General features: G+C 72.1%; 31 protein-coding genes and 1 tRNA gene. 21 read left to right on the top strand and 11 right to left on the bottom strand.

The genetic code is table 11. The annotated features are described in order from the left end of the window. Window positions 1-4: 4 nt before the first annotated feature. Entirely contained in the window at window positions 5-556 is a 552-nt protein-coding gene (locus ACFO0B_RS06855; RefSeq protein ID WP_378611459.1) for a TerD family protein, read from the bottom strand. Window positions 557-724: 168 nt separating this feature from the next. On the opposite strand from ACFO0B_RS06855, the gene ACFO0B_RS06850 reads away from it, so the two are divergent. Next, on the top strand, window positions 725-2032 hold the full coding sequence (locus ACFO0B_RS06850; protein WP_378611458.1) for a glycosyltransferase 87 family protein: 1308 nt from the start codon (window positions 725-727) through the stop codon (window positions 2030-2032). Between the two features lie 165 nt (window positions 2033-2197). Then, the gene (locus tag ACFO0B_RS06845) at window positions 2198-2626 is read left to right on the top strand and encodes a DUF4254 domain-containing protein (protein ID WP_378611457.1); all 429 of its coding nucleotides are present in this window, start codon (window positions 2198-2200) and stop codon (window positions 2624-2626) included. Here the strand turns inward: ACFO0B_RS06845 and ACFO0B_RS06840 are convergent. Both ACFO0B_RS06840 and ACFO0B_RS06835 read right to left on the bottom strand, forming a co-directional pair. Then, window positions 2623-2823, bottom strand: coding sequence for a hypothetical protein (locus tag ACFO0B_RS06840; RefSeq protein ID WP_378611456.1), 201 nt, complete (start codon window positions 2821-2823; stop codon window positions 2623-2625). The genes ACFO0B_RS06845 and ACFO0B_RS06840 overlap by 4 nt on opposite strands. A 5-nt stretch (window positions 2824-2828) precedes the next feature. Continuing rightward, on the bottom strand, window positions 2829-3281 hold the full coding sequence (locus ACFO0B_RS06835) for a PRC-barrel domain-containing protein (RefSeq protein WP_378611455.1): 453 nt from the start codon (window positions 3279-3281) through the stop codon (window positions 2829-2831). Window positions 3282-3577: 296 nt separating this feature from the next. On the opposite strand from ACFO0B_RS06835, the gene ACFO0B_RS06830 reads away from it, so the two are divergent. Together ACFO0B_RS06830 and ACFO0B_RS06825 are read left to right on the top strand one after the other, a co-directional pair. Continuing rightward, a complete protein-coding gene (locus ACFO0B_RS06830; protein WP_378611454.1) occupies window positions 3578-4069 on the top strand; it encodes a hypothetical protein in 492 nt (163 codons plus the stop codon). Between the two features lie 19 nt (window positions 4070-4088). After that, entirely contained in the window at window positions 4089-4784 is a 696-nt protein-coding gene (locus ACFO0B_RS06825; RefSeq protein WP_378611453.1) for a helix-turn-helix domain-containing protein, read from the top strand. A gap of 103 nt (window positions 4785-4887) precedes the next feature. Here the strand turns inward: ACFO0B_RS06825 and ACFO0B_RS06820 are convergent, their stop codons facing one another. The 3 genes from ACFO0B_RS06820 to ACFO0B_RS06810 form a co-directional block, all read right to left on the bottom strand. Continuing rightward, window positions 4888-5283 (bottom strand): VOC family protein, encoded by a 396-nt coding sequence (locus tag ACFO0B_RS06820; protein WP_378611452.1) that lies wholly within the window; start codon window positions 5281-5283, stop codon window positions 4888-4890. A 50-nt stretch (window positions 5284-5333) separates the two neighbouring features. Next, window positions 5334-5747, bottom strand: coding sequence for an arsenate reductase ArsC (locus ACFO0B_RS06815; RefSeq protein ID WP_378611451.1), 414 nt, complete (start codon window positions 5745-5747; stop codon window positions 5334-5336). A gap of 174 nt (window positions 5748-5921) precedes the next feature. Then, on the bottom strand, window positions 5922-6833 hold the full coding sequence (locus ACFO0B_RS06810; protein WP_378611450.1) for an oxygenase MpaB family protein: 912 nt from the start codon (window positions 6831-6833) through the stop codon (window positions 5922-5924). A gap of 213 nt (window positions 6834-7046) precedes the next feature. Between ACFO0B_RS06810 and ACFO0B_RS06805 the strand changes: the two genes are divergently transcribed. From ACFO0B_RS06805 to ACFO0B_RS06760, 10 genes are all read left to right on the top strand, one after another. Beyond that, the gene (locus ACFO0B_RS06805) at window positions 7047-7604 is read left to right on the top strand and encodes an RNA polymerase sigma factor (RefSeq protein ID WP_378611449.1); all 558 of its coding nucleotides are present in this window, start codon (window positions 7047-7049) and stop codon (window positions 7602-7604) included. Next, window positions 7595-8218, top strand: coding sequence for an anti-sigma factor family protein (locus ACFO0B_RS06800; protein ID WP_378611448.1), 624 nt, complete (start codon window positions 7595-7597; stop codon window positions 8216-8218). The genes ACFO0B_RS06805 and ACFO0B_RS06800 overlap by 10 nt, the downstream gene beginning before the upstream one ends. Then, entirely contained in the window at window positions 8215-8583 is a 369-nt protein-coding gene (locus ACFO0B_RS06795; RefSeq protein WP_378611447.1) for an Asp23/Gls24 family envelope stress response protein, read from the top strand. Before ACFO0B_RS06800 ends, ACFO0B_RS06795 begins: the two co-directional genes overlap by 4 nt. Then, entirely contained in the window at window positions 8580-8900 is a 321-nt protein-coding gene (locus ACFO0B_RS06790; RefSeq protein WP_378611446.1) for a hypothetical protein, read from the top strand. Before ACFO0B_RS06795 ends, ACFO0B_RS06790 begins: the two co-directional genes overlap by 4 nt. A 124-nt stretch (window positions 8901-9024) precedes the next feature. Further along, window positions 9025-9453 carry an Asp23/Gls24 family envelope stress response protein gene (locus tag ACFO0B_RS06785; RefSeq protein ID WP_378611611.1) on the top strand — a complete coding sequence of 143 codons (429 nt, stop codon included), beginning with the start codon at window positions 9025-9027 and terminating at the stop codon, window positions 9451-9453. Window positions 9454-9455: 2 nt separating this feature from the next. Further along, window positions 9456-9644, top strand: coding sequence for a hypothetical protein (locus tag ACFO0B_RS06780; protein WP_378611445.1), 189 nt, complete (start codon window positions 9456-9458; stop codon window positions 9642-9644). Beyond that, a complete protein-coding gene (locus ACFO0B_RS06775) occupies window positions 9641-10030 on the top strand; it encodes an Asp23/Gls24 family envelope stress response protein (RefSeq protein WP_378611444.1) in 390 nt (129 codons plus the stop codon). Before ACFO0B_RS06780 ends, ACFO0B_RS06775 begins: the two co-directional genes overlap by 4 nt. Further along, on the top strand, window positions 10027-10632 hold the full coding sequence (locus tag ACFO0B_RS06770; RefSeq protein ID WP_378611443.1) for a DUF6286 domain-containing protein: 606 nt from the start codon (window positions 10027-10029) through the stop codon (window positions 10630-10632). The genes ACFO0B_RS06775 and ACFO0B_RS06770 overlap by 4 nt, the downstream gene beginning before the upstream one ends. 5 nt (window positions 10633-10637) lie before the next feature. Next, window positions 10638-11198, top strand: a complete 561-nt coding sequence (locus ACFO0B_RS06765) for an alkaline shock response membrane anchor protein AmaP (protein ID WP_378611442.1) — start codon at window positions 10638-10640, stop codon at window positions 11196-11198. A 10-nt stretch (window positions 11199-11208) separates the two neighbouring features. After that, complete coding sequence (locus tag ACFO0B_RS06760; protein ID WP_378611440.1) at window positions 11209-11937, top strand: SIR2 family NAD-dependent protein deacylase; 729 nt, start codon at window positions 11209-11211, stop codon at window positions 11935-11937. Here ACFO0B_RS06760 and ACFO0B_RS06755 read toward each other — a convergent pair. Further along, a complete protein-coding gene (locus ACFO0B_RS06755; protein WP_378611439.1) occupies window positions 11930-13231 on the bottom strand; it encodes a D-arabinono-1,4-lactone oxidase in 1302 nt (433 codons plus the stop codon). The genes ACFO0B_RS06760 and ACFO0B_RS06755 overlap by 8 nt on opposite strands. A gap of 60 nt (window positions 13232-13291) precedes the next feature. Further along, a complete protein-coding gene (locus tag ACFO0B_RS06750; RefSeq protein ID WP_378611438.1) occupies window positions 13292-13975 on the bottom strand; it encodes a TetR/AcrR family transcriptional regulator in 684 nt (227 codons plus the stop codon). A gap of 124 nt (window positions 13976-14099) precedes the next feature. Between ACFO0B_RS06750 and ACFO0B_RS06745 the strand changes: the two genes are divergently transcribed. Next, complete coding sequence (locus ACFO0B_RS06745; protein WP_378611437.1) at window positions 14100-15593, top strand: MFS transporter; 1494 nt, start codon at window positions 14100-14102, stop codon at window positions 15591-15593. A gap of 48 nt (window positions 15594-15641) precedes the next feature. Here ACFO0B_RS06745 and ACFO0B_RS06740 read toward each other — a convergent pair whose 3' ends face one another. Further along, a complete protein-coding gene (locus tag ACFO0B_RS06740; protein WP_378611436.1) occupies window positions 15642-16910 on the bottom strand; it encodes a lipase family protein in 1269 nt (422 codons plus the stop codon). A gap of 429 nt (window positions 16911-17339) precedes the next feature. Between ACFO0B_RS06740 and pgm the strand changes: the two genes are divergently transcribed. From pgm to ACFO0B_RS06720, 4 genes are all read left to right on the top strand, one after another. Continuing rightward, entirely contained in the window at window positions 17340-18977 is a 1638-nt protein-coding gene (gene pgm / locus ACFO0B_RS06735; protein ID WP_378611435.1) for a phosphoglucomutase (alpha-D-glucose-1,6-bisphosphate-dependent), read from the top strand. Then, on the top strand, window positions 18970-20310 hold the full coding sequence (locus ACFO0B_RS06730; RefSeq protein ID WP_378611434.1) for an MFS transporter: 1341 nt from the start codon (window positions 18970-18972) through the stop codon (window positions 20308-20310). Before pgm ends, ACFO0B_RS06730 begins: the two co-directional genes overlap by 8 nt. Before the next feature lie 60 nt (window positions 20311-20370). Continuing rightward, window positions 20371-21075 carry a DsbA family protein gene (locus ACFO0B_RS06725; protein WP_378611610.1) on the top strand — a complete coding sequence of 235 codons (705 nt, stop codon included), beginning with the start codon at window positions 20371-20373 and terminating at the stop codon, window positions 21073-21075. 89 nt (window positions 21076-21164) lie between these two features. Then, a tRNA-Ala gene (locus ACFO0B_RS06720) sits at window positions 21165-21237 on the top strand. Between the two features lie 559 nt (window positions 21238-21796). Here ACFO0B_RS06720 and ACFO0B_RS06715 read toward each other — a convergent pair. Further along, window positions 21797-22522 (bottom strand): PhoU domain-containing protein, encoded by a 726-nt coding sequence (locus ACFO0B_RS06715; protein WP_378611433.1) that lies wholly within the window; start codon window positions 22520-22522, stop codon window positions 21797-21799. A 366-nt stretch (window positions 22523-22888) separates the two neighbouring features. Next, the gene (locus tag ACFO0B_RS06710; RefSeq protein ID WP_378611432.1) at window positions 22889-23281 is read right to left on the bottom strand and encodes a hypothetical protein; all 393 of its coding nucleotides are present in this window, start codon (window positions 23279-23281) and stop codon (window positions 22889-22891) included. A gap of 495 nt (window positions 23282-23776) precedes the next feature. On the opposite strand from ACFO0B_RS06710, the gene ACFO0B_RS06705 reads away from it, so the two are divergent. Further along, window positions 23777-24454, top strand: coding sequence for a sigma-70 family RNA polymerase sigma factor (locus ACFO0B_RS06705; protein ID WP_378611431.1), 678 nt, complete (start codon window positions 23777-23779; stop codon window positions 24452-24454). Then, window positions 24414-24620, top strand: coding sequence for a sigma-70 family RNA polymerase sigma factor (locus ACFO0B_RS06700; RefSeq protein ID WP_378611430.1), 207 nt, complete (start codon window positions 24414-24416; stop codon window positions 24618-24620). Before ACFO0B_RS06705 ends, ACFO0B_RS06700 begins: the two co-directional genes overlap by 41 nt. Window positions 24621-24623 lie beyond the last annotated feature (3 nt).

Below are 24623 nucleotides of genomic sequence, written 5' to 3'. Positions count from 1 at the left end.
CCGGTCAGGTCAGGAACTGCTCGAGGTGCGGGACGGCCTCGGCGGGGTGCCGGGCCGGGATGGCCGCCCCGATGACGTGGAACTGCCAGTGGCCGTCGTCGCGGTGCAGCCTGCCGAGCACGAAGCCGGTGTGGCCCGGTCCGGCGGGGAGGGCGAAGCGGGCGATCTCCCGGCGGGTCAGCCCGTCGACGAGGCGGCAGAATCCGTTCTCGATGACGTCGAAGGCCTGGCCGGAGTACGAGGTGACCAGGAGCAGCGCGCTGGTGATTCGCGGCGAGATGCGGGTGAGGTCGACGGTGATGACCTCGTCGTCGCCCTCGCCGTGGCCGGTGAGGTTGTCGCCGAGCAACCGGATGGCGCCGTCCTGGGAGAGCAGCTGCTCGTGGTAGACGACGTCGGTGAGCCGGTCGGCCGCGTAGAGCACGGCGGCGGCGTTGAGGTCGATCTCGGGCCGGTAGCCGCCGGACCACACGCCGTCGCGGACGGGATCCCAGCCCAGCCCCATGACGACGAATCGCAGGGGCTCCTGCTCCGGGTCGTTCCCCTCCGGTGCCATGCGCCCCTCCTCGCTGTATACCGCCGTCACTCTAACCGCAGTTCGGAGGGGTGAAAAGCGCCTGCTCGGAACGGGATTGACCGGGGCATACGGCGAACCGGACGATTCGGGCGCGCGCCGCTCGGTACCCGTCGGGCAGCCGGAACCCGGTCGGTATAGTCGCCGCGGATGACTAGTTCCGCCGCCGCCGACCGTGCCGTGCCGAGGTCGCGCCCCCGTCTGTGGCGTGCCGCCTGGCTCGCGCCGATGCTGACGACCGCGCTGGCCGTGCTCTGCCTGACCCAGCCGATCTGGCCGATCGAGGAGATCTCCCGGGGCTTCATCGACCTGCAGGTCTACCGGCTCGGGGTGGAGGCGCTGCGCAGCGGCGGTGACATGTACGGCGAGCTGCCGCGGACCACGCTCGGGATCAGCCTGCCCTTCATCTACCCGCCGTTCGCGGCGCTGGTGCTCGCCCCCTTCGCGCTGCTGCCGTGGGACGCGGCGGCCTTCGCCTTCTTCGCCACCTCGACCGCCGCGCTCACGCTCACGCTCTACCTCGTAGCCAGGCGCTTCTGGCCGGACCGCTCGACCCTGGAGCTGGCGCTGCTGGCCACCGCCACCGCGACCCCGCTGGCCATGCTACTGGAGCCGACCCGCTCGACGCTCGACTTCGGCCAGGTGAACCTGCTGCTCATGGCGCTGGTCGCCGCCGACTGCCTGACCGGGAAGCCGCGCTGGCGGCGCGGCATGCTGGTCGGCATCGCCGCCGCGATCAAGCTGACCCCGGCCGCCTTCGTGCTCTACTTCCTGGTCCGCCGCGACTACCGGGCGGCGATCACGGCGGCGATCTCCGGCGCGGTGGCGACGCTGGTCGGCTTCGCGGTGCTGCCGTCGGAGTCGTTCGAGTACTGGTTCGGCGGGATGGGCAATGTCGACGGGTTGAGCGGGTCGGCGTTCCACACCAACCAGTCGATCCAGGGGGTGCTCTCCCGGCTCCGGGTGCCGGAGCCGGGCTTCACCGTGGTCTGGCTGGCCTGCGCCGCGGTGCTGCTGGCGCTGGTGGTGGCCGCCATGCGGCGGGCCGCGCACGTCCCGGCGCTGGCGCTGGCGATCAACGCGGTCTTCACGCTGCTGGTCTCGCCGATCTCGTGGTCGCACCACTGGGTGTGGATCGCGCCCGCGCTCTTCGGCATGGCCTGCTACGCCTGCACGCTGCCGTGGCGCCGCGCGCTCGGCTGGTTCGCGGTGACGGCGGTGACGGCGGCGGTCTTCGTCTACGGCCCGCAGAATTGGCTGCCCGGCGGGGAGGACCGGGAGTACGACTGGACCCCGGTGCAGCACCTGGTCGGCGACACCTACGTGTGGCTCGGCGTCGTGCTGGTGCTGCTCTTCCTGGTGACCGGGCGGCGGCGCGTGACCGCCTCCGCCACGGTGCCGGAACAACGCGCTCCGATCGCCGCCGATCCCGCCGTCCGATCAGCCGCCGGGGCGTAGTGGCAGACCGGGCGTTTCGCTACGAGTTGGTTGCAGTGTCCGGCTCGGGACCAGCGGTGGTGCCCTGACTCCGGTATACGTCTGTGTCGTGGTGTGGTTGTCCCGGGTGCGTGTCCCCGGCAGAACGGACGAGCGTAGCGGTCGGCGTGCGGGCCGGGGGTGGTGGTGAATCACGCGCTGCCGGACAAGGATTCGCTCGTCGCCGCGCTCCGTGGATTCCCGCATCGGGACCATCCGATGCTGGAGGCGGCCGGTGAGCTCGCCGCGCTGCACGAGGCGCGGATCGGCGCGGGCGGCAGCGGCGAGATCGACGGCCATCGCGGCCGCCTGGTGCTGGCGATCGACCGCTGGATCGCCCGGGTCGTCCCGGTGCCGCACGGCGGGGCCGCGCGGCACACCGAGACGGTGGGCGAGGTGGTCGACCGGCTGGCCTCGTACTGCGCGCAGGCATACGCGGCGACCGCCGACTCGGAGGACGAGCGGTACGAGCTGGCCATGCTGGTCACCGACCTGGCGGACGCCTACGACGACCTCATCACGGAGGTGGGCCGCGGCGTGCGCCGGGTGCCGACCACCTACCAGCAGTGGGGTTAGCGGGAGATCTCGCCAGGCAGGGTGCCGAGGGTGAGCACGAGTGCGGCCAGCAGACCGGCCGCCGCGATCAGGCCGGTCAGGATGGACTGGGTCAGAGCTGCGATACCGCACGCGAAGGTGGAACAGGTCACGAAGGCGAGCACCGCGGTTCCGCGTTCCAGCCCCAGGATGCGGGTGTGGTTGCGGATCGCTGTCATCACCCTCAGGTACCCGAGCGGTCCTCTTCCGAAACCTTTTCGTGACCCGGCGCGCCGTAGGTGAGCGGTTCGTCGTCGCCGGGGGCGATGGCGGGCTCGTCCGGCATGGCGTGCCGGGGTCGGTACTCGGACGGGGCGGGGCCGCCCTCCTCCAGGCCGTAGTGCACGAGCAGCTCGCGCTCGGCGTCGCCGCTGATGTGGCCGTCCTCGTCCAGGTACGGGGCGGTGCGGACGGCGCCCTTCAGCACGGTCACCTGGATCGAGGAACTGGCCTCCTGGTGCCTGGCCCCGGTCAGGGGGATGAGCGCGTCGCCGGCGAAGAGCCCGGCGGAGACGGCCATCCAGGTGGGGGCGCCGGTGGCGTTGTCCAGGTACAGGCGGCGGACCTTGCCGAGCTTCTCGCCGTCCCGGTCGTACACGGTGTGCCCGATCAGGGCCTCCAGCGTCGCTTCGCTCACGATTTCTCCTCGGTGTCCGGGCGGTCCGGTCGGAAAAACGCTGATCAGCTACTGCCTCACTACCCGAGCAATATTCTGGCAAACATTTCTCGGATTGCGTGACGCCACCCCGAACGACTCGCTACCGGGATGCGGAGAGTTCGCCGAAAGGGTGCCTGCTCTGGTAATCAACCCCGGCACAAGGATTTTCACATGGTGTCCGGCGATTCGCTCGGTGATTGCCGGTTTTCTGCGGCATGGTGAGGCGGAAAGGGTGGGAAACGCTGCAGGGAGGTCGACCCGTGAGGAAGTTCCGCTTGACCCGGCTCCTGGTGCTCGTGCTCGCGGTGGCGGCGCCGGCGGCCTGCTCGGACGAGGTCAAGGATGGCGAGGCGACCGGCCGGGCGAGCGCGACCGACGGCAGCGCGACCCCGCCGCCGACCGCGACGGTGCCCATCGTCGAGCCGGAGGGCGCCGTGCGGGTCCCGATCGACGAGACCGGCACCGCCACCATGCCGCCCGGGTCGGTGCTGGAGATCCGGGTGCCCGCGGCCTGGGGTGACGCCGCCACCGCGTTGCGTTGCACGGTCACCGACGGCACCGGGCGGAACGAGGACCTGCACTCGTCGGAGGTGAAGAAGAAGGAAGAGGCGGGCGGCCAGGAATGGATGACGCTGTGGACCTTCTCCGCCGCGCCGAACGCCGAGCTCACCGTCGGCTGCGCCGACCCGGAGCGCCGGGTGCCGCCGGAGGGGCAGCCGTTCGTGCGGGTGGTGCCGCGCTCCTCCGCCCCGCCCGCCGCGCGGTAGTGGGCGTAACCTCGCGGCCATGGCCGGATATCGGGAGCGGCAGGCGCGGCTGGCCGGAGCCGTCGTCTGGGCGCGCACGGGGGTCGCGGAGGACGAGTTGCCGGTGCTGCCGGACGGCTGCATGGATCTGATCTGGACCGAGGGCAGGCTCGTGGTCGCCGGCCCGGACACCGCCGCGCACCACCCCGACCCCGGCGGCACCGAGTTCGCCGGTTTCCGGTTCGCGCCGGGTACCGCGCCCGCGGTACTCGGGGTGCCCGCCGCCGAGGTGCGGGATCGCCGGGTCGACCTGGCCGAGCTGTGGCCGTCCGCGCGGGTGCGGGCGCTGGTCGGCGCGCTGGACGAGGCCGCGGATCGGCCCGCCGCGCTGGAGGCCGCCGTGCTGCGCCGCGCCGCCGAGCGGCCCGCCCCCGACCCGGCGCTGGGCCGGGTGGTGGCGGCGCTGGATGCCGGGCGGCCGGTGCGCTACGTCGCCGAGCACGCGGGCTGGACCGCGCGCACCCTGCACCGCCGCTCGCTCGCCGCCTTCGGCTACGGCCCCAAGACGCTGGCTCGGGTGCTGCGGTTGCAGCGCGGGCTGGCGCGCGCCCGCGCCGGGGTGCCGCTGGCCGAGGCCGCGGCGGGCGCCGGCTACGCCGACCAGGCGCATTTCACCCGCGAGGTCCGCGAGTTGACGGGCCTGACTCCGGGGGGCCTGCTCCGCGACGCGCGTTGAGCCGTGTGGCGTGCCCGGCGCGCCGCCTCGGATCGGCTGTCGAGTGCGGCCCGGCGCCGCCGTGGACAGCGGCCCCGGCGGGGCCGTCGACCGCGCGGCGGGGTCAGCCGTCGAGCGCGGCGTACAGATCTATCCCGTTCCCGTCCGGGTCCTGGATCGAGGCGTAGCGCTGGCCCCACGGCGCGTCGAACGGCTTCAGCTCACCGTGCGCGCCCGCCTCGACGAGCGCCGCGTAGGTGGCGTCGACGGTGGCCGGGTCGGCGCAGCGGACGGCGAGGCCGATGCGGCCCTCCCCGGTGGGCGGCTGCCAGCCGGGCTGGAAGGAGCGCACCGTCTCCTCGGTGTCGAGCATGAGCCGGAACCCGCCGCCGAGCTCGGCCTCGGCGTGCGGCGCCTGCTCGGCGCCCTCGGGAAACTCCAGGCCGAGCCCGCGGTAGAAGGCGAGCGAGGCGGTCATATCGGCCACCACCAGGCCGATGGCATCGAGTCGAAGAGTCATACCGTGAGCCTACGAAGCGGAGGCCGCGCCCGGCTTGAACGAATCGGACGTCAGCGGGTGTGCGTGGGCACCAGCTCGGCGATCAGGTTCTCCACCAGGATGCGCAGGTGGTCGCGGATCGGCCGGACCGCCTCGATGGGCTGGCCCGCGGGGTCGGGCAGCACCCAGTCCCGGTAGCTGATGCCGGGGAAGAACGGGCAGGCGTCGCCGCAGCCCATGGTCACCACCACGTCGGAGAGGCCGACGGCCTCCTCGGTGAGCTGGGCGGGGGTGCGCTGCGCGATATCGATCCCGACCTCGGCCATGGCGGCCACCGCCGCCGGGTTCAGCGCCTCGGCCGGTTCGCTGCCCGCGGAGCGCACCTCGATCCGATCACCCGCAAGCGCGCTGAGGAATCCCGCCGCCATCTGCGACCGTCCCGCGTTGTGCACGCAGACGAACAGCACTGTGGGCCTGTGGGCCATGGAAACGCCTTTCCGGGGTTCGGGCCGATCGGGTCCGATCGCCGTGGTGTCCGTGCCACGTCCGGCTCTCGGGTCGATACCGAAACGCTGTCGTAGCGTAAGGGATACCCGGACACGCGAACGCCCGGCGGCCGGAGTTGCGACCGCCGGGCGGAGTGTGATGCGCGGATCGAATCAGATGGGCCGCAGGTCGATCACCTTGCGCAGCCGCTGCCGGTCGCGCTCCAGCTTGCGCGCCTCGTAGGCGATCGGGAAGTAGCGCACCCGCTCCGGCAGCAGCGGGGTGCCGCGTGAGATCACCCAGCCGATCAGCTTCAGCTTGCGCTCGTCGGCGGCGGTCCAGGTGAGGCCGAGCTTGCGCCGCGCGGGCTCCGGGGTGGTACCGACGGTGCAGAAGTACTGCAGCTTTCCGATCGGCGCGAAGAGCGTGTGCCACAGCGGGTGCAGCGGTCGCGGCAGCTCCTTCGGCGGGGCCACCTTCCGGATGGTCTTCAGGTAGTCGCGCGCGGTCTGCGTGGCCTCCAGGTTGTTCTCGACGGCGGCGGCGAAGAACTCCTCGAACTCGGCGAAGGTCGCCGGGATCTCCTTCGGCGCCACCGTGAAGTTGCGCAGCAGTTGCAGCGCCTCCTGGTAGTACGCCTCCTTGTCCTCGTCCCGCAGCGGGGTGCGGGCGAAGTACTTCGAGTTCGCGCAGAAGGCGTAGGTGCCGGTGTGCAGCACCCAGGCCCACGGGCCGCTGGAGAGCGCCCTGTGCTGCCTGCCGCTCGCGTCGGTGGTGTTCAGCGAGGCGTGCAGTGCGCGCAGCCGATCGGCCTCGGCCAGCGCCTCGTCGCCGCCGTAGACCCACATCATCACCGAGGAGACGCTGCGCAGCGCGCGGCCCATCGGGTCGGTGCGGAAGGTGGAGTACTCGTCGACCACCGCGGAGATGGTCGGCTCCATGGTCTGCAGCAGGAAGGCCGAGCCCGCGGTCAGCGAGAAGGTGACCAGCCCGGTCTCGTCCCACATGCGGGTCCCCGGTTCGATGGCGCGGCGCGGGGGAAGGACGCGCTTGTCGGTGTCGTCGACGGCGACGGAGGCGGTCATTGCGATCTCCTTTGATCTGCCGAGTGCGTATAGATGAGATGATAAGTGCCTAACACTCTCAGTGTCTACGTGAGATCCCGTGACGTTTGGATGGACCGCTTGCGGACATGCGACGAATACCGCGCCGCAGCATCATGTGACACAGAACACAGCGAATCCTCCGTGACGCATTCCCGCGACGGCGTGTCCGACGTACGACGACGGGAGGATTTCGTGACGAGTTCGCAGACCGTCGCGCCGGACGAGGCGACGCTCGTCGGGCGCGCCAGGGACGGTGACGTCCGCGCGTACGAGGAACTGGTGCAGCGCTACCAGGCGCGGATGTTCCGGCTCGCGGTGCGGGTGCTCGCCGACCGGGCGGACGCCGAGGACGTGGTCCAGGAGGTCTTCCTGACGGCCTGGCGCCGGCTCGACCAGCTGGCCGACGAGACGGCCTTCGTCGGCTGGCTCTACCGGATGACCACCAATCGGTGCCTGAACGTCATCCGGGCCAGGCGGCCGCAGACCGAGCTGGACCCGGAGACCGCCGAATCCCCGCGCACCGACACCAGGCCGGAGCACGCTGTTCAGGTGAGCAGCCAGCTCGGCGCGCTGCGTGCGGCGCTGGAGACGCTCACCCCCGAGCAGCGCGCCTGCTGGCTGCTGCGCGAGGTGGAGGGGTTGTCGTACGAGGAGATCGCCGACGCGGTGGGCGCGGGCCCCGCGGCGGTGCGCGGCCGGATCGCCCGCGCCCGAGCGCAATTGTCCGAGGTGATGAAGCCATGGCGGTGAACTCCGCAGCAGACCACGAGGCGACCGGGTACCGGCTGCCCTGCGGCCGCGATCTGGAGCAGGTCTGGGACCGGCTGGACGCGGTCGAGGCCGGGCTCGGCGACGAGCACGAGACGCACTGCCCGCACTGCGCCACCGCGCGGGAGAGCCTGCGCGCGCTGCGCGCAGCCACCGCGGAGCTGATCGCCGAGCCGGAGCCCGCCCCGCCCGACCTCACCGCCCGGATCATGTCCGCGGTGCGGGCCGAGGTGCGCCGCGGCCGGACCATGTCGCTGGCAACGCCGGAGCCGGGCGGGGTCGAGGTCTCCGAGCGCGCGGTCGCCGCGGTGCTGCGCTTCGCCGCCGATTCGGTGCCAGGCGTGCGGACCAGGCGCTGCCGGATCAAGCCGGTCGGCACCGAGCCGGACGGCAGGGCCGCGGTCGAGGTCGAGCTGGCCTTCGCGCTCGCCGCCGGGACGCCGGTGGCCGGGGTGCTCCCACTGGTCAGGCAGCGGGTGAGCGCCGCGCTGAACGGCGACATCGGGGTCTCGGTGCACCGGCTGGACGTGCTGGTCGTCGATCTCTTCGTCGACGACGCGGCATCGCGGCAATCGGACGACGGCGGTCCGCGATGACCCAGGTGACCGAATTCGTGGTCGAGCCCGCGGTGCTCGCGGCGGTGGCGGCGCGCGCCGCGCTCGCGGTGCCCGGCGTGCTGCGGCTGGAGCCCGGCATGCGCGGCCTGGTCTCGACCTGGGTGCGCACCGGCAGGCAGCGCTTCGGCGGCACCGACCCGGCGATCGCGGACGGGGTCAGGGTGCGCAACCACGCCGACGGCCGGATCACCGTCGAGGTCGACGTGGTGCTCTGCACCGAGCGCCCCGCCGCCGCGGCCGGGATCGCGGTGCAGCGCGAGATCGCCAGGGTGCTGGCCGAACACACCGGGCAGCGGGTCGCCGCGGTGACCGTGAGCATCCTCGACATCGAGGTCGGCCCATGACCGAGAGCGACCCCGTGCGCGCGGTGACCGACGCCGTCCGCGCCGTGCCCGGGCTGCGCCCGGCGCAGCCGCTCGGCCCCGCGGGCCCCTCCTGGCTGCCCCGGCTCGGCGGCGACGGCGTCGAGCTGACGCCCGGCCTGGTCACCGTGCGCGTCGTCGCCCGTGCGCTGCCGCTGCCGCCGCTGCTCACCGCGGCGGAGCACGGCATCAGGGCGGCGCTGGCCGGCACCGAGTGGGCCGGGGCGGCGCTGCGGCTCGTGGTCTGCGAGCTGGACGCCGCGGCCTTCACGAAGGTGACACCGATCACGCCCCCATGACGAACCCGCACCCCCGCGGGTCGAACAGTACGAACCAGACAACACCAGAGGAGGAACGATGTCCGCACCGCTCACCGAACCGAAGAACCACGCCGACGCGGCCAAGCCCGTCGCCGGGGAGACCATGCAGAAGGACCCGATCCGCAAGGCCAATGCCCTCGTGACCGACCAGGGCACCACCACCATCGCCGACGTGGTGGTGCAGAAGGTCGCCGGGCTGGCCGCGCGCGAGGTGCGCGGGGTGCACGCGCTCGGCGCCGGCTCCAGCCGGGCCTTCGCCGCGCTGCGCGACCGCATCCCCGGTGCCTCGGCCAGCATCGGCCAGGGCGTCTCCGTCGAGGTCGGCGAGACCCAGGCCGCGGTCGACGTGGAGATCGTCGTCGAGTACGGCGTCGCCATCGCCGAGATCGCCAGGGCGGTGCGGCGCAATGTGATCACCGCGATCGAGCAGATGACCGGGCTCGAGGTCGTCGAGGTCAACATCAACGTCAACGACGTCTTCATCCCCGGTGACGACGAGGACACGCCCGCCCCGCCGAGCCGGGTGCAGTAGCCGTGAACGGGACGACACTCGGGCTGCTCGCCGGGCTCGCGCTCGGCTTCGCCGGCGCCTTCGGCGGGTTCGGCGCATTCGTGGTGGTGCTGCTCTTCGGCGCGCTCGGGCTGCTGGTCGGGCGCTGGCTCGACGGCGACCTCGACGTGGCCGAGCTGGTCCGCTCCGCGCAGCGGCGGAGCGGGCGGTGACCGCCGCCGCCCCGGTCGCGCGGGCGGCGGCCGGGACTGGCGTCGCGCCGGAGGGGAGCGCCACCGGCCTCCGTGCGCCGGAGGCGCGCGGGGTCACCACGGTGGCGCCGCGCGTGGTACGGCGGATCGCCGCGCAGGCGGCCGGTGAGGTGCCTGGGGTCGGCGGGCCGGTGCAGGTCAAGGCCGTTGTGCGCGGCGACCACGCCCTGCTCGACGCCGAGGTGCCGATTCGGTATCCCGAGCCGGTCCGCCGGGTCACCGACGGCTGCCGGGCGCACCTGACCGCGCGGGTCGGCGAGCTCACCGGGCTGCGGGTGGCCCGGGTGGAGATTCTGGTGCCGGTGCTCGTCGGTGACGCGGCCCCCGTCGGCGGGCGGGTGTCGTGACCAGGCGGCCGCGCCGGGTCGTTCCCGCGGTGCTGCTCGCCCTCGTGCTGCTCGCCGCGGCGGTCGCGGTGATCGTCTCGCTGGTGCAGCGGCTCACCGACACCCGCGAGTTCATCTCCTACGACCGGGTCGCGGCCGAGCTGTACGCGATCGAGTGGGGCGAGACGCCGGTGCTGGTCACCGGTATCGTCGCGGTGGCGTTCGGAGCGCTGCTGCTGCTCGCGGCGATCTTGCCGGGGCGCGCACTGCTGGTGCCGCTGGTCGACGAGGAGGGGCTGCGCGCCGGGGTGTCCCGGCGCGGATTGCGCGCCGCCGTCCGGGAGAGCGCCGAGACGGTGGATGGGGTGACCGCAGGCGGGGTGCGGTTGGGCCGCCGATCGGTCAAGGTCAAGGTGCAGACCGATCGGGTCGAGTCGGCGGGTACCGCCGACGCGGTGTGTGACCGGGTGTCGAACCGGCTGCGGGAGATCGGAACCCGATCGGTGCGCCGGGTGCGCACGTCGCTGCGGACGCCGGAGGCGGCGAATTCGCCGGTGGGCGGGACGGCCGCGACCCCAGGCCGGGGACAGCGGCCCCGCCCGAACATCGGAGGTGGAGCATGAATCGGATGAACCGGCCCGCCGCGGCCAATCGAACGCTGGTCGGGCTCGCCGGACTGGCCCTGCTCGCCGCGGGCGGCTACGCCCTCGCCGCGCACTACGGCCACCTGAGCTGGGTCGACACCGGCGCCCCGCTGGTACCCGGCCCGGCGGCCCCGCCCACCTGGGTCTTCCTCGCCGTGATCGCGGGCGCCGCGCTGCTCGCCCTGCTGTGCCTGCGCTGGCTGTTCGCCCAGCCCTTCCGCATGCCGAAGTCGGTGGGCTGGCAGGTCGGCGGCGACGACCGCACCGGCCGGACCGTGCTCCGCTCCGGCACCGCCGCCGCCCCGGTCGCCGCCGACATCGAGGGCTACCCGGGCGTGCGGAACGCCCAGGCCTGGCTCTCCGGCGGCCCGGACACCCCGCAGCTGCACCTGCTGGTCACCGCCGCGCCCGCGGCCGACGTCGCCGAGCTGCGCCGCCGCATCCTCGGCCACGCCGTGACCCGGCTGCGCGCCGCGCTGGAGGTCGAGATCATCCCGGTCACCCTGGAACTGCGCTTCGCCGACGAGCAGCGCGCCCTGCAATAGGCTGGGAACCATGAGCGCGGCGCGCCGGATCGGCGTCTTGACCGGGGCCGGCATCTCCACCGACTCGGGAATCCCGGATTTCCGTGGCCCGCAGGGCGTCTGGACGACGAACCCGAGCGCCGAGCTGCTCACCACCTACGACGCCTACCTCGCCGACCCCGGCGTCCGGGTGCGCTCCTGGCAGGCCCGCCGGGAGAACCCCGCGTGGGACGCGAAGCCCAACGCCGCGCACCGCGCGCTCGCCGAGCTGGAGCACGCGGGGCGCGAGATCGGCATCGTCACGCAGAACGTGGACGGGCTGCACCAGCGGGCGGGCTCGTCGCCGGAGCGAGTGGTGGAGATCCACGGCACCATGTTCGGCGTCGGGTGCGTCGAGTGCCCGTACACCGCTACCATGGCGGCGGCGCTGGAGCGGGTGGCGGCCGGCGAGCCGGACCCGCCCTGCCCGCGCTGCGGCGGCGTCCTCAAGGCCGCGACCATCATGTTCGGCCAGCAGATGAACCGGCGCACCGTCGCCGCCGCCCTGGCGATCGCCGAGCGCAGCGAGCTCTTCCTCGCCATCGGCTCCTCGCTGCAGGTCGAGCCGGCCGCCTCGCTCTGCTCGGTCGCCGTTGACGCCGGCGCCGAGCTGGTGATCATCAACGCCGAGCCGACCCCCTACGACCGGATCGCCGCCGAGGTGATCAGGGAGCCGATCGGCACCGCGGTGCCCGCGCTGGTCCGATCCCTGCTCAGCTGACCGGCCCGAGCACCCGGTCCAGGTAGTCGTTGCGGAAGAGGCCGTCCGGGTCGAGCTTCCGGCGCACCGCCGCGAACCGCTCCCACTCCGGGTAGCGCGGGCGCAGCGTCTCCGCGGTGCGGAAGTGCCGCTTTCCCCAGTGCGGCCGCCCCCGGTAGCGGGCGAAGACCGCCTCGCAGGCGCGGAAGTACGGCTGCCACTCCATGCCCCGGTACTGGTGCACGGCGATGTAGCAGGTCTCCCGGCCGCCTGCCGGGGAGAGGAAGGCGTCGTCCGGCGCCACCCAGCGCACCTCGATCGGCATCGGGGTGTCGAACCGTCGCGCGATCTCCCTGATCTCCCTGATCGCGGCCGCACCGTGCGCGCGCGGCAGCGCGTACTCCATCTCGGTGAAGCGCACCAGCCGCGGGGTGGCGAAGACCCGGTACGAGCGGTCCACCTTCTGCCGGTGCCCGCCCGCCCGCGCCGCGGTCCGCTGGATCAGCGGGACCAGCTCGGGCCGCCGCCTGCCCACCCGGCACAGTGCGTCGAAGACATGGTTGGAGAGCAGGATTCCGTCCAGCCAGTCGACCGCGGGGGCGCGCGGTCGCTCCGGCGCGTCGGTCCGGTTGTTGCGCTTGGTCATGGTCAGCGCGCTGTGGCCGAACATGTAGAACTCGAAGTGCTCGTTGTCGTCGACGTGCGAATCCAGCTCGGCCAGTACGTCTTCCAGCGGTATCGGCCGCTCCACCCCGGCGAGCACGAAGGAGGGCACCAGCTTCAACGTGACCGCGGTGACGACGCCGAGCGCGCCGATGCTCACCCTGGCCGCGCGCCAGCCGTCCGGGTCGGTCTCCTCGTTCAGCTCCAGCACGCTGCCGTCGGCGGTCACCAGCTCGATGGAGTGCAACGCGTCGGAGATGTTCCGCAGCCGGGAGCCGGTGCCGTGCGTGCCGGTGGCGGTGGCGCCCGCGACGGTCTGCACGTCGATGTCGCCGAGGTTGGGGAAGGCGAGACCGTGGGTGTGCAGCGCGGCGCTTGCCTCGTGCAGCGTGATGCCCGCCTGCACCCGGGCCAGCCCGGCCGCCCGGTCCACGTGCAGCACCCGGTTCATCCGCGAGAGGTCGAGCAGCACACCGTCGGTGAGCACCGCGTCGGTGAAGGAGTGGCCCGCCCCCGCCACCCGCACGTTCCGGCCGCGCGCCGCGGCGGCGGTGACCAGCGCGGCGACCTCGGCGGTGTCCCGTGGATGCGCGACGACGGCGGGATGGCAACGCTGATCGCCTGCCCAGTTCACCCACGGCGAGTTGGTCATGTGTCCAACTGTAGGGGATGGGCGCGGGAAGTCGCCAGGAATTCGCAGGATAGTCCGAAGTTATCGGCGGCGTGGCGGGCAGAGCTTGCCCTTGGCCTGCTCCACCTGCTCCTCGGTGAGTGCCGATTCGCAGAGCGGGAGCCGTGCCGTGCCGTCGCCGCGCACGCCGTTCAGCACCACCGCCATGTAGCGGCGCCAGGTCTCGGGGGCCACCGGGCGGCAGAACTCGGCGAAGCTGTCGATCATGTGCACCAGCGCGAAGAGGTCGGTCGGCTGCACGTCCTGGTGCAGGTCGCCGGTGGCGCGGGCGCGCTCGACGATGCGGTTCAGCGGCGTCTGCATCCGCTCGCGCAGGTCGCGGAAGCGCTCGATCTGATCGTCGAGCTCCAGCAGCACCTCGCTCAGCCCGCGGCTGCCCGCGAGGTGCTCGCAGGCGTACTCGAAGAACTCGACCAGCGCCGCCCACGGGTCGGGGTTGCGCGCCGCGCTCTCGGCCGCGGCCACGAATTCGTCCATCTGTTGGGCGAAGACCTGGACGATCAGCTCCTTCTTGCTCGCGAAGCGGCGGTACACGGTGCCGACCCCGACGCCCGCGCGCTCGGCCACGTCGTCCAGCGAGATCTCCAGCCCGCGCTCGCCGAAGAGCTCGCGCGCGGCCGCGACGATGCGCTCCTGATTGCGCGCGGCATCGGCGCGGAGGCGGCGGGGGGCATGGCTGGGAGAGGTCGACGTGGTGGGACTCACAACCCCAGTCTAGCAACGCTCGGGACTAAGTGGAGGCGGTCTCTCCGTTATGGTGATAGTCTCCGAGTAAGTGGAGGCACTACCTCCACATTCGCTGCTCCACTCCGATCCCCAGGGGAGAAGAATGACCACCACGATCGAGACCGCGGCCCCGGCCGCCGCGGCGACCGGCAGGCGCGGCTCCGCCGCCCTCCGCTGGTGGGTGCTCGCCGTCATCGGCATCGCCCAGCTGATGGTGGTGCTCGACGCCACCGTCGTGAACATCGCACTCCCCGCCGCGCAGGCCGACCTCGGCTTCGGCGACGGCGACCGGCAGTGGGTGATCACCGGGTACGCACTCGCCTTCGGCAGCCTCCTGCTGCTCGGCGGCCGGCTCAGCGACCTCTTCGGCAGGCGCACCGCCTTCATCACCGGGCTGATCGGCTTCGCCGTCGCCTCCGCCATCGGCGGGGCGGCCACCAGCTTCGAGATGCTGGTCGCCGCGCGCGTCGGCCAGGGCGTCTTCGGCGCGCTGCTGGCCCCGGCCGCGCTCTCGCTGCTCACCGTCACCTTCACCGAGCCCGCCGAGCGGGCCCGCGCCTTCGGCATCTTCGGCGCGGTGGCAGGTACCGGCGGCGCCATCGGGCTGCTGCTCGGCGGCGCGCTCACCGAGTGGGCCTCGTGGCGCTGGGTGATGTTCGTCAACCTCGGCTTCGCCGCCGTCGCGCTGGTCGGCGCGGTGCTGCTGCTCGCCAAGCACGTCGCCACCGAGCGCCCGCGGCTCGATCTGCCCGGCACGCTGAGCGTCACCGCCGCGCTCTTCGCCATCGTCTACGGCTTCTCGCACGCCGAGTCCGAGGGCTGGTCCGACCCGCTGACGCTGGGCTTCCTGCTCGGCGGCGCGGCGCTGCTCGCGGTCTTCGTCCGGCTGCAGACCCGGGTCGCGCACCCGCTGCTGCCGCTGCGGATCGTGCTCGACCGCACCCGCGGCGCCTCCTACCTCACGGTCTTCGTGATGGGGATCGGGATGTTCGCGATCTTCCTCTTCCTCACCTACTACCTGCAGCTGACGCTCGGCTACACCCCGATCACCACCGGCCTCGCCTTCCTGCCGATGGTCGCGGGCATGGTGGTCTCCTCCACCACCGCGCCCTCGGTGCTGCTGCCCCGGGTCGGGCCCAAGGTCGTGGTCAGCGGCGGCTTCGCGATCGCCGCGCTCGGCATGCTGCTGCTCACCCGGATCGGGCTGGATTCCAGTTACGCCACCGACATCCTGCCCGCGCTGGTGATCATGGGCCTCGGCCTCGGTGGCGCCATGTCGGTCGCCTTCCAGGGCGCGACGTCGGGCGTCGGGCACACCGACGCCGGGGTCGCCTCGGCGACCATCAACACCAGCCAGCAGGTCGGCGGCTCGATCGGCACCGCGCTGCTCAGCACCATCGCGGCCTCGGCGGCGTCGGACTACCTGACCGGCCGCACGCTGAGCCCGGAGGCGGTGGCGCAGTCTGCGATCGAGAGCTACACCACCAGCTTCTGGTGGGCCACCGCGATCTTCGCGGCGGGCGCGGTGATCGTCGGCTTCCTGATGCCGAACACCGTGCCGGCTCCCGCCGAGGGCGAACCCGTTCTCGCGCACTGAGTTCACCGCGAAAAGCCCGGACCGCCTGGTCCGGGCTTTTCGTCGTCGTCAGCAGTTGGCGGGGGCGGGGGCTCCGGCGAAGCGGTCGGCCAGGAAGTCGAAGGCCCGCGCGCTGCCTTCCGGGATGGCGGTGCCGTGGTCGGTGCCGGGCAGCATGTCCAGCTGCACCCTGGCGCCGGAGCCGCAGTAGCGGCCGACGACCTCGCGCACCAGCTGCGGCGAGACGGCGTCGTTGGTGCCGTGCCAGACGTAGGTGGGGATCCGCGGCACGCCGGGGAAGATCTCCAGGCTGTTCTCGTGCAGGATGCGCACGGTGTCCGGGTCGGCGTCGAGCGGGCCGGAGAAGACGTCGGGCAGGCTGCGGTTCGCGCCCGCCGCGATGATCTCGTCGGTGCAGCCGTTGGCGATCCGGTTGCGCAGATCGGCGCCGACCGGCTTCAGGATGGGCTCCATCGGCAGCTGCCCCGGGTACTCACGCTCCAGCCCCATGGCGGCCGCGAAACCCAGCCCGAACAGCGGGTTCGGCTGCATGCCGAGATCGAGCGCCAGCTTGCCGATATTCATCGGCACCCCGCCCTCGGCCACCCCGACCAGGGGCAGCTCCGGCGCGTACTCCGGCGCCAGCGCCGCCGCGAACCCGGTCGCCATGCCGCCGCCGGAGTAGCCGGCCAGCCCCATCGGGCTGGCGCCGAGCCCGGCCGGGGCGAATCGCTGCACCGCGCGCAGGCCGTCCAGGGTGATCCGGCCGCCGAGCCGGGCCGCGCCGTAGGCGCTGTTCGGACCGAGGTGATCCGGCACCGCGACCGCCCAGCCGCGGCCGAGCAGCAGGTTCAGCACCGGCCCCTCGCGCAGCCCGCCGTCGAAGAGCGCGTGCGAAGGGGCGCAGCGCAATCCGAGCGCGTTGACGAACGGCTGGTACGACACGACCGGCCGGTTCGCGCCGCCGCCCGGCGGCACCAGCACCGTCGTCACCGCGCCGATCGGCCCGCCCTGCGAGTCGGTGCTGCGGAAGAGCAGCTGCCATGCGGTGGCGCCCGGGTAGTTCGGCGCGGGCACCTGCCTGCTGCGCATGACGTCACCGAGGTTGAAGCGGGCGACGTCGGCGGGTGCGGCGTAGAAGGCGTCGGGGTCGGGGGCCGGGTAGATCGGCCCCGCCGCGGCCGGGCCCGCGCCGAGCCCGGTGCCTGCCGCGAGCAGGAGCGCGGCGATGCCGACGAGCCCCGCCCGGCCGAAGCGCCTGCCGTCGGGGCCGCGCTGCCGGGTGCCGAAGCGCGCTGCCGCGCGCCGCGCTCGGGAGACTGCCCGCTGTACCGCCATCGTTGTTTCTCCAGACTCGGGATAGATCGGATCGAACGTGAACTTCTCGGCCGGACTCCAGGCATTCGTACGGGCGCGCCGGGGGGATTGTCAACACGGGGGATCGAGCCGTCGAAAGGCTTGTTTTCGCTGGTAGAACCAACCGTGCGGTTCTCGGGGCCGGGTCTGTGTCGGACCCGGGCGATAGGCTCGGGCGGTGCCTCTCCGACGCCGATTCCGGGGGCGCCCGCGGCCGGGGCCGCGCGACGCTTTTCCGCTCCGCGCCCCCGCTTCGTAGACTGCTCGGATCGGGAGCCGCCCGCACACGAGGGGGCGGTACGGGGAAGGGAGCGCGGGTATGACCTCCGCGAACGCGGCCACGCACGGCCGGGTGCGCTCGTGATCCCGATGACGAGCCTGGCGCAGCCGACACGGAAGGGAGCCACCACCATGGCCCACGATCGAGCGGGCCGCCCGGCCCGCGTCGCCGATCTGGAAGACATCCCGCACCTGGTGACGGCCTACTACAGCCGGGTGCCCGATCCGGCGGAGCCCGCGCAGCAGGTGGTCTTCGGCACCTCCGGGCACCGCGGCTCCAGCCTGGACACCGCCTTCAACGAGGCGCACATCCTCGCCGTCACCCAGGCGATCGTCGAGTACCGCGCCACCCGCGGCATCACCGGCCCGGTCTACCTGGCCAGGGATACCCACGCGCTCTCCGAGCCCGCCTGGACCACCGCGCTGGAGGTGCTGGCGGGCAACGACATCGCGGTGGCGATCGATTCCCGCGACCGCTACACCCCGACCCCCGCGCTGAGCCACGCCGTGCTCCGGCACAACCGCGGCAACCCCAAGCACCAGGCCGACGGCATCGTGGTCACCCCCTCGCACAACCCGCCCCGCGACGGTGGCTTCAAGTACAACCCGCCGCACGGTGGCCCCGCCGACACCACCGCGACCGACGCCATCGCCGAGCGCGCCAACGAATTGCTCCGCACCGGTCTCAGCGGCGTCCGCCGCGCCACCTTCACCCAGGCACTGGCCGCGGCCGAGCGCTACGACTACCTCGACCACTACGTCTCGGACCTGCCCTCGGTCTCGAATCTGGACGCCATCCGCGGCGCTGGCATCCGGCTCGGCGCCGATCCCATGGGGGGCGCGAGCGTCGACTACTGGGAGGAGATCGGCCAGCGCTACGACCTCGAGCTCGAGGTGGTGAACCCGCTGGTCGACCCGACCTGGCGGTTCATGCCGCTGGACAGCGACGGCAAGATCCGGATGGACCCCTCCTCCCGCTACGCCATGGCGAACCTGGTCTCGATCAAGGACGACTACGACATCTCCACCGGCAACGACGCCGACGCCGACCGGCACGGCATCGTCACCCCCGACGGCGGGCTGCTGAACCCGAACCACTTCCTCGCCGTCGCCATCGAGTACCTGGTGGCGAACCGGAGGGGCTGGGACGCGCTCTCCAAGATCGGCAAGACCGCGGTGAGCTCGTCCATGATCGACCGGGTGGTCGGGGTGCTCGGCCGCGACATCTACGAGGTGCCGGTCGGCTTCAAGTGGTTCGTGCCCGGGCTGTTCAGCGGCAGCCTCGCCTTCGGCGGCGAGGAGAGCGCGGGCGCCTCCTTCCTGCGCACCGACGGCACCGTCTGGACCACCGACAAGGACGGCATCATCCTGGCGCTGCTCGCCGCCGAGATCGCCGCCGTCACCGGCCGCACCCCGTCGGCGCGCTACGTCGAGCTGGAGCGGCGCTACGGCGCTCCCGCCTACGCCAGGATCGACGCCGCGGCCAGCGCGGAACAGAAAGCCAAGCTGAAGAAGTTGACACCGGACATGATCACGCAGCGAGAGATCGCGGGCGAACCCGTCACCGAGGTGCTGACCAGCGCCAAGGGCAACGGCGCCGCGCTCGGCGGCGTCAAGGTGAGCACGGAGAACGCCTGGTTCGCCGCCCGCCCATCCGGCACCGAGGACAAGTACAAGATCTACGCCGAGTCCTTCCACGGCGCCGAGCACCTCGCGCAGGTCCAGGCGGCGGCCGAGGAGATGGTCGGCCGCGCCCTAGCCGGTGACTAGCGCCGCACGCGGCCCCGACCGGCTGCCCGGCGAGATCTGGGTACTGATCGCCGGCTCGTTCGTGATCGCGATCGGCTTCGGGCTGGTCGCCCCGGTGCTGCCGCAGTTCGCCCGCGGCTTCGGCGTCGGGGTGGCGGCGGCGTCGGCCATCATCAGCGCCTTCGCTCTGATGCGGCTGCTGTTCGCGCCGATGAGCGGGCGGCTGGTGCAGCGGCTGGGGGAGCGGCCGGTCTACCTCGGCGGGCTGCTCGTCGTCGCGCTCTCCACCGGCGCGAGCGCGCTCGCGCAGACCTACTGGCAGCTGCTGGTGCTGCGCTCGCTCGGCGGCATCGGCTCCACCATGTTCACCGTCTCCTCGCTGGCCCTGGTGATCCGGATGTCGCCGCCCGGCGCCCGCGGCCGCGTCTCCGGGCTGTACTCGACCAGTTTCCTGGTCGGCTCGCTCGGCGGCCCGCTGATCGGCGGGCTCTTCGCCGGCTTCGGCCTGCGCGCGCCCTTCGTGCTCTACATGATCGCGCTGCTGATCACCGTCGCCGTCGTCTGGTACGCGCTGCGCGGGTCCACCCTGATCAACCCGGTCGACGGCGGACCGCAGCGCACCATGAGCTTCGCCGAGGGGTGGAGCCGCCCCGAGTACCGCGCTGTGCTCTGGTCCAACTTCTGCAACGGCGCCGCGGTGTTCGGCGTCCGGATGGCGCTGGTGCCGCTGCTCGTCGTCGAGGTGCTCGGTCAGGAGCCTTCCATGGCGGGGATCACGCTCACCGTTTTCGCCGCTGGCAATGCCGTGGTGCTCTTCACCAGCGGCAGGCTCTCCGATCGGTTCGGCCGGAAGCCGTTCCTCGTGCTCGGCTCGTTCATCTGCGCCGTCGGCACCGGCGGGCTCGCGTTGGCCGACACCGTGCCGCTGCTGCTGATCACGAGCTTCGTGGCCGGGATCGGATCGGGGATGTTCAGCCCGGCACAGCAGGCCGCCGTTGCCGACATCATCGGGCCGAAGGCGCGTGGGGGTCCGGTGCTGGCCGGATTCCAGATGTCGGCGGACCTGGGGACCGTGCTCGGGCCGATCCTGGTCGGATTCCTCGCGCAGCAGCTGTCGTACGGGCTCGGGCTCGGGGTCACCGGCGGGTTGCTCGCGCTCGCCGCGGTCTTCTGGCTCCTCGTTCCCGAGCCCATGCGCCGGGAGGCCGATTCTCCAGCCCGCCCCGCCGAGGACGGAAGCGATTCGAGCGGGAAGCCCGGCAGCGCGCCCACGCCGCCCGGTACCGAGGTCAGCGCGCCGCATCCACCCTGCGCGGAATCGGAGGGGCTCGGGGGACGCGGCGGCACGCGGTAGCCCGGATACGGCAGAGTGGACGGGGTGAGCAAACCGTCCGCCGGCTACACCCCGCGCCCGATGTCCAGCAACACCACCTACGCGCTCGGCGCGCTCGCCGTCGTGATCATCGGCATCATCGTCTTCGCCGCCTACCGCTGGTCATCCGACGGCGAGGACGCCGTCACCCGCAACGACGGCTACGGCTCCGTGCGCGACGCGACCGTGCAGGTCGCCGTCGACGGCAACGCCATCCGCCTCGGCAAACCCGACGCGCGCGCCACCGTCGACATCTACGAGGACCCCATCTGCCCCGCCTGCGGCGTCCTCGAGCGCATCTACGGCCAGGAGATCGCCCAGCGCGTCGACGAAGGCGCCCTGGCCGTCCGCTACCACCTGGTGAACTTCCTCGACTCCCGCAGCTCCTCCGGCGACTACTCCACCCGCGCCGCGGGCGCCCTGCGCTGCGTCGCCGAGAGCGGCCAGGCCGTCGCCTACGCCCGCTTCCACGACGCCCTCTTCCTCGCCGAGCAACCCGAGGAGAGCGCCGACAGCGACCACACCGCCGACGAGCTCGCCACCATCGCCCGCACCGCCGGCGCCCCCGACACCGCCGTCCAGTGCGTCGCCACCGGCGCACAGACCGACGCCGCCCGCACGGCCGCCGCCGCCAACCTCGACGCGCTGCGCGCCGTCTCCGACAAGGTCGGCACCCCGACCGTGATCGCCGGCGGGAACGACGTCGACGTGAACAACGCGGAATGGGTGGTCGAGCTTACGCGCTGACTCGCAGGTCAGGGAGCGATTTGGTGGGCGCGCGGAGGGTGGTGTAACTTCGTTCAGGCAGCCGGGGAAGCCCGGCGGTACACCATCTCGGGGCTATGGCGCAGCTGGTAGCGCACCACACTGGCAGTGTGGGGGTCAGGGGTTCGAGTCCCCTTAGCTCCACAAAAATAGTAGGTCAGGCCCGATCTTTGATCGGGCCTGACCTGTTTTTGCCATCTGGCCCCCCGTTTACCCCCCGTTTTGATCCTGGGTTTGTTCGGCGGGACTGCCGAGTCGAATACATGCGGTGGGCACCGCCCCTGTCGTAGGCCGGAGCCCGGCATGGCGTGCAGCACGCGGGTGCCAAGATGCGTCTGGTCGTCGTCACGCGATTATTCGATCTGACTGCTGCGGCGGACTCGTGGTATGGCTGGATGGGCGCGCCGATCTCGTGCACTGCCAGCTCCAGATCCGCGGCAGACGTGATCGCCAGCCCCGTTCCTACTCCCACCGCCTGGGTCATTACCCGCAGCAAGCCCAGCCGCTCCGGCCGCGCGTCGAACTCCACCGCGACCGCCGAACCCGTATTCACCATGCACCCTCGATCTCGGCTCGGCGCCGAGCACGCGCGGTCATAGCCGGGTCCAGCCCGCCGAACCAAGCTGCCGTAGTCAGCACTCCGTCCGCCGGGTGCAGCGGTAGGTACACGGATACGCCGCTGGCCAGCGGCCAAAAGCTCTGTTCAGCGACGCCGATCGACCCGATAGCACCAGCCCAGCGGAAGCTGCGCAGAGCGCCGGAGTCGCGTTTCCCGGGGAGACGCTCTCAAGCCCTCCGCCGCGGTCAGCCCGGTAACCATGAATAGCGTGTGGTGCCCGACCTGCCTGGCGTGCTCGGCAAAGCGGCGGTAGCAGCGGCCGAGCAGCAGAAGATCCACCGCGACCGCTGCGGCGCCGGACCGGTCCGCGGCGTAGGCCAGCAGTTCGCGGTGCGCCCGATCCATGACATCGTCACGGTCGTCTAGCTCGGCCGCAGATTCGAAATCACCGGCACCCAGCACATGGACTGTGATCGCGGCCATGCTCACAGCGCTCGACCCCATCCCCAGCACCAACTGGTGCAACGACGCGGGCACGACCCGTACCGGATAACGGGTTCGTGCGAACTGAGCAAGTACCGCGCATGTCCCGGCCATTCGTGACAGCGTCACCGAGATCTGCAACCCGGTCTGCACACATTCCAGCCCCGTGGTAGCCGGAACGGACTCCAGCAAAGCCGCTGCGGCGAGTTCGGCCCGCTCGGCTCCCGCCCACGCTTCGGCACACGACTCCAGCGCCTGATTCGCCCGTTCAAGGTCGACATCGAGGACAGCGGCGGTAGCGGCACCGATCGCAGCCTCATTCCACCGGCACATCCGTTCCAGCACCGCCATCAACTCATCGAGGTCGGCGTGGAAACGAGAACTCATGCCCCATTCAAGCACCCCGCGGGCACCAGCAGGGCAAAGCAGCGCGATCCACCAGCAGAGAAGGTCGGACGACGCCCTGTGCAGTTTGGGTAGACGCGTGCTAGCCGTGGCGGAAAGCAGACTTGCCGTTCTGTGGCCGGTGCCCCTTGATTGCTCCCTGGCCTGAGCGGGGCCACGGCACGCGACCAACACGTCAGAGTGGCAGCGCGCAGAACTGCCGCGCCTTCTTCGGGGCTTGCCATTCCACATATCAGATGCCTCGTTGACCTGGGCAAAAGCGTGTAATTTGATCCCCAACCCCCCTCCGGGCAGCATCTACTACGTACTGCCTCGGCGATCAAGGGCGACCTCGTCTGCGCCGAAGCGTCACAAGTGGTTCCAGCCGAGCGGTCGGGCCCAATTGAACCCCACGATGACCGTGTGCTGTGGGTCATCGGGGACGCAGTCGACCGTCAGGTTGCTGGCCAAGGTGCGCACGATGTGCCAGCCGAGCCCGGTGGTGCGTGGCGCGATGACGGTGGTCGAGCTGACCAGCACCCCGATCGTCGTGGCCCGTGACCGGTACTCGCACCTGACGACCGCCCCCGGTGCCGCGATCGCGACCAGTGCGGTGCCGACCTCGTGTACCGCCAGCTCCAGATCCGCGGCCTCGTCGAGCGCCAGTTCCAGTTGTAGTGCCAGCACCCTGGTCAGCGCCCGCACCATCCCCAATTGTTCGGGCCGCGCGTCGAACTCCATTGCCACTGTCGAGTCGGGCACATTGCACATCCGTTCCATTCCGATCGCTGCCGTGCGCCGTGCTACCCAGAAGTGCCGGTAAAACCCAGATCGCACGGGCCGGGTTCTGCCGACCGTCTCGTCCGGCGGGTAACCGGGCCGACTCGGTCGGCCGCGGGGCCATGTCTCCGGCGCAGCCGGAGTCGGGAGACCCCGTTCCCGTGGTTCTGCGTGGCGCTGCCGTGGTCGCGGTGGACCGCGCCGACGCGTGGGCGCATCTCCGCTGCCGTCCCCACCGTCCGCCGCAGGAGCACCCAGGACGGCAGGCGTCCAGACTCGGGCGGCCCGCGCCCGATACACGACCACCACGCGGTCCGGACCGTGTGGTACCACCGGGCAGTGGCTGACGACTGCGGGTCGTGACGTCGGCGAGGCGGGTACGCTCGGCGGTGTCGTGTCGCCAGCGGCGCCCAGCGCGTGCAGACTCCCGCGTGCGGGGACTGTCGCTGGTGCGAGACCGCGCAGGAAGGTTCACCCGTGACCCGATCCTCCACGAATACCTCGGCCGCCGCGCGCGTCGGCCGTTCCGGCACAGATTCCTACGACGACCTCGAACCGGCGTTCGCCCGCCTGTCCGGGCTGGGTGCCGCCGATCCGGTGCGCGCGCGGTTGCGCGAGGAGATCATCACCGCCGCGATGCCCCTCGGGCAGCACATCGCCGCCCGGTTCAGCGGGCGCGGCGAAGCGGCCGAAGACCTGACGCAGGCCGCCTACCTGGGCGTGGTGCTGGCGGTCGACCGCTTCGAACTCGATAAGGGCAGCTCGTTCCTCGCCTTCGCCGTGCCGACGATCATGGGCGAGGTGCGTCGCCACTTCCGCGACCGCACCTGGGCGGTGCGGGTCCCGCGCCCGGTGAAGGACCTCCAGCAGCGCCTGTCCCCGGCGGTGGAAGCCCTGTGCCGCCGGTTCGGGCGGATGCCGACCGCCCGCGAGCTCGCCGCCGAACTCGACGTCGACATCATCGAGGTCACTCAGGCCATGATGGCGGCCAACGGCTACCCGCAGCGAGTCCCTGGACGGGCTGCGCGGAGACGACGACGGCGACGATCGCGTCCACCCGAAGCTCGCCGCCCTCGGCCGCGAGGAGCCCAGCTACCGGCTGGTCGAAGACGCCGTGGCGGTCGGGCCGCTGCTGCGGGAGTTGCCCCACCGTGAACGCCGGGTGTTGGTGATGCGCTTCGGCGAGGGCCTGACCCAGGGCCAGATCGCTCAGCGGGTCGGCTGCTCGCAGATGCACATCTCCCGCATCCTGTCCCGCACCCTGGCCACCCTGCGCGAACGAGCCCTCGCCGAGCCGGGGGCCGCCACCGTTGTCGCCTGAATC

Source organism: Nocardia jiangsuensis, from assembly GCF_042650385.1.
Classification (GTDB): domain Bacteria; phylum Actinomycetota; class Actinomycetes; order Mycobacteriales; family Mycobacteriaceae; genus Nocardia; species Nocardia jiangsuensis.
The sequence above is the reverse complement of the archived record's forward strand: the minus strand, read 5'-3'. Positions and strand labels throughout refer to the sequence as shown.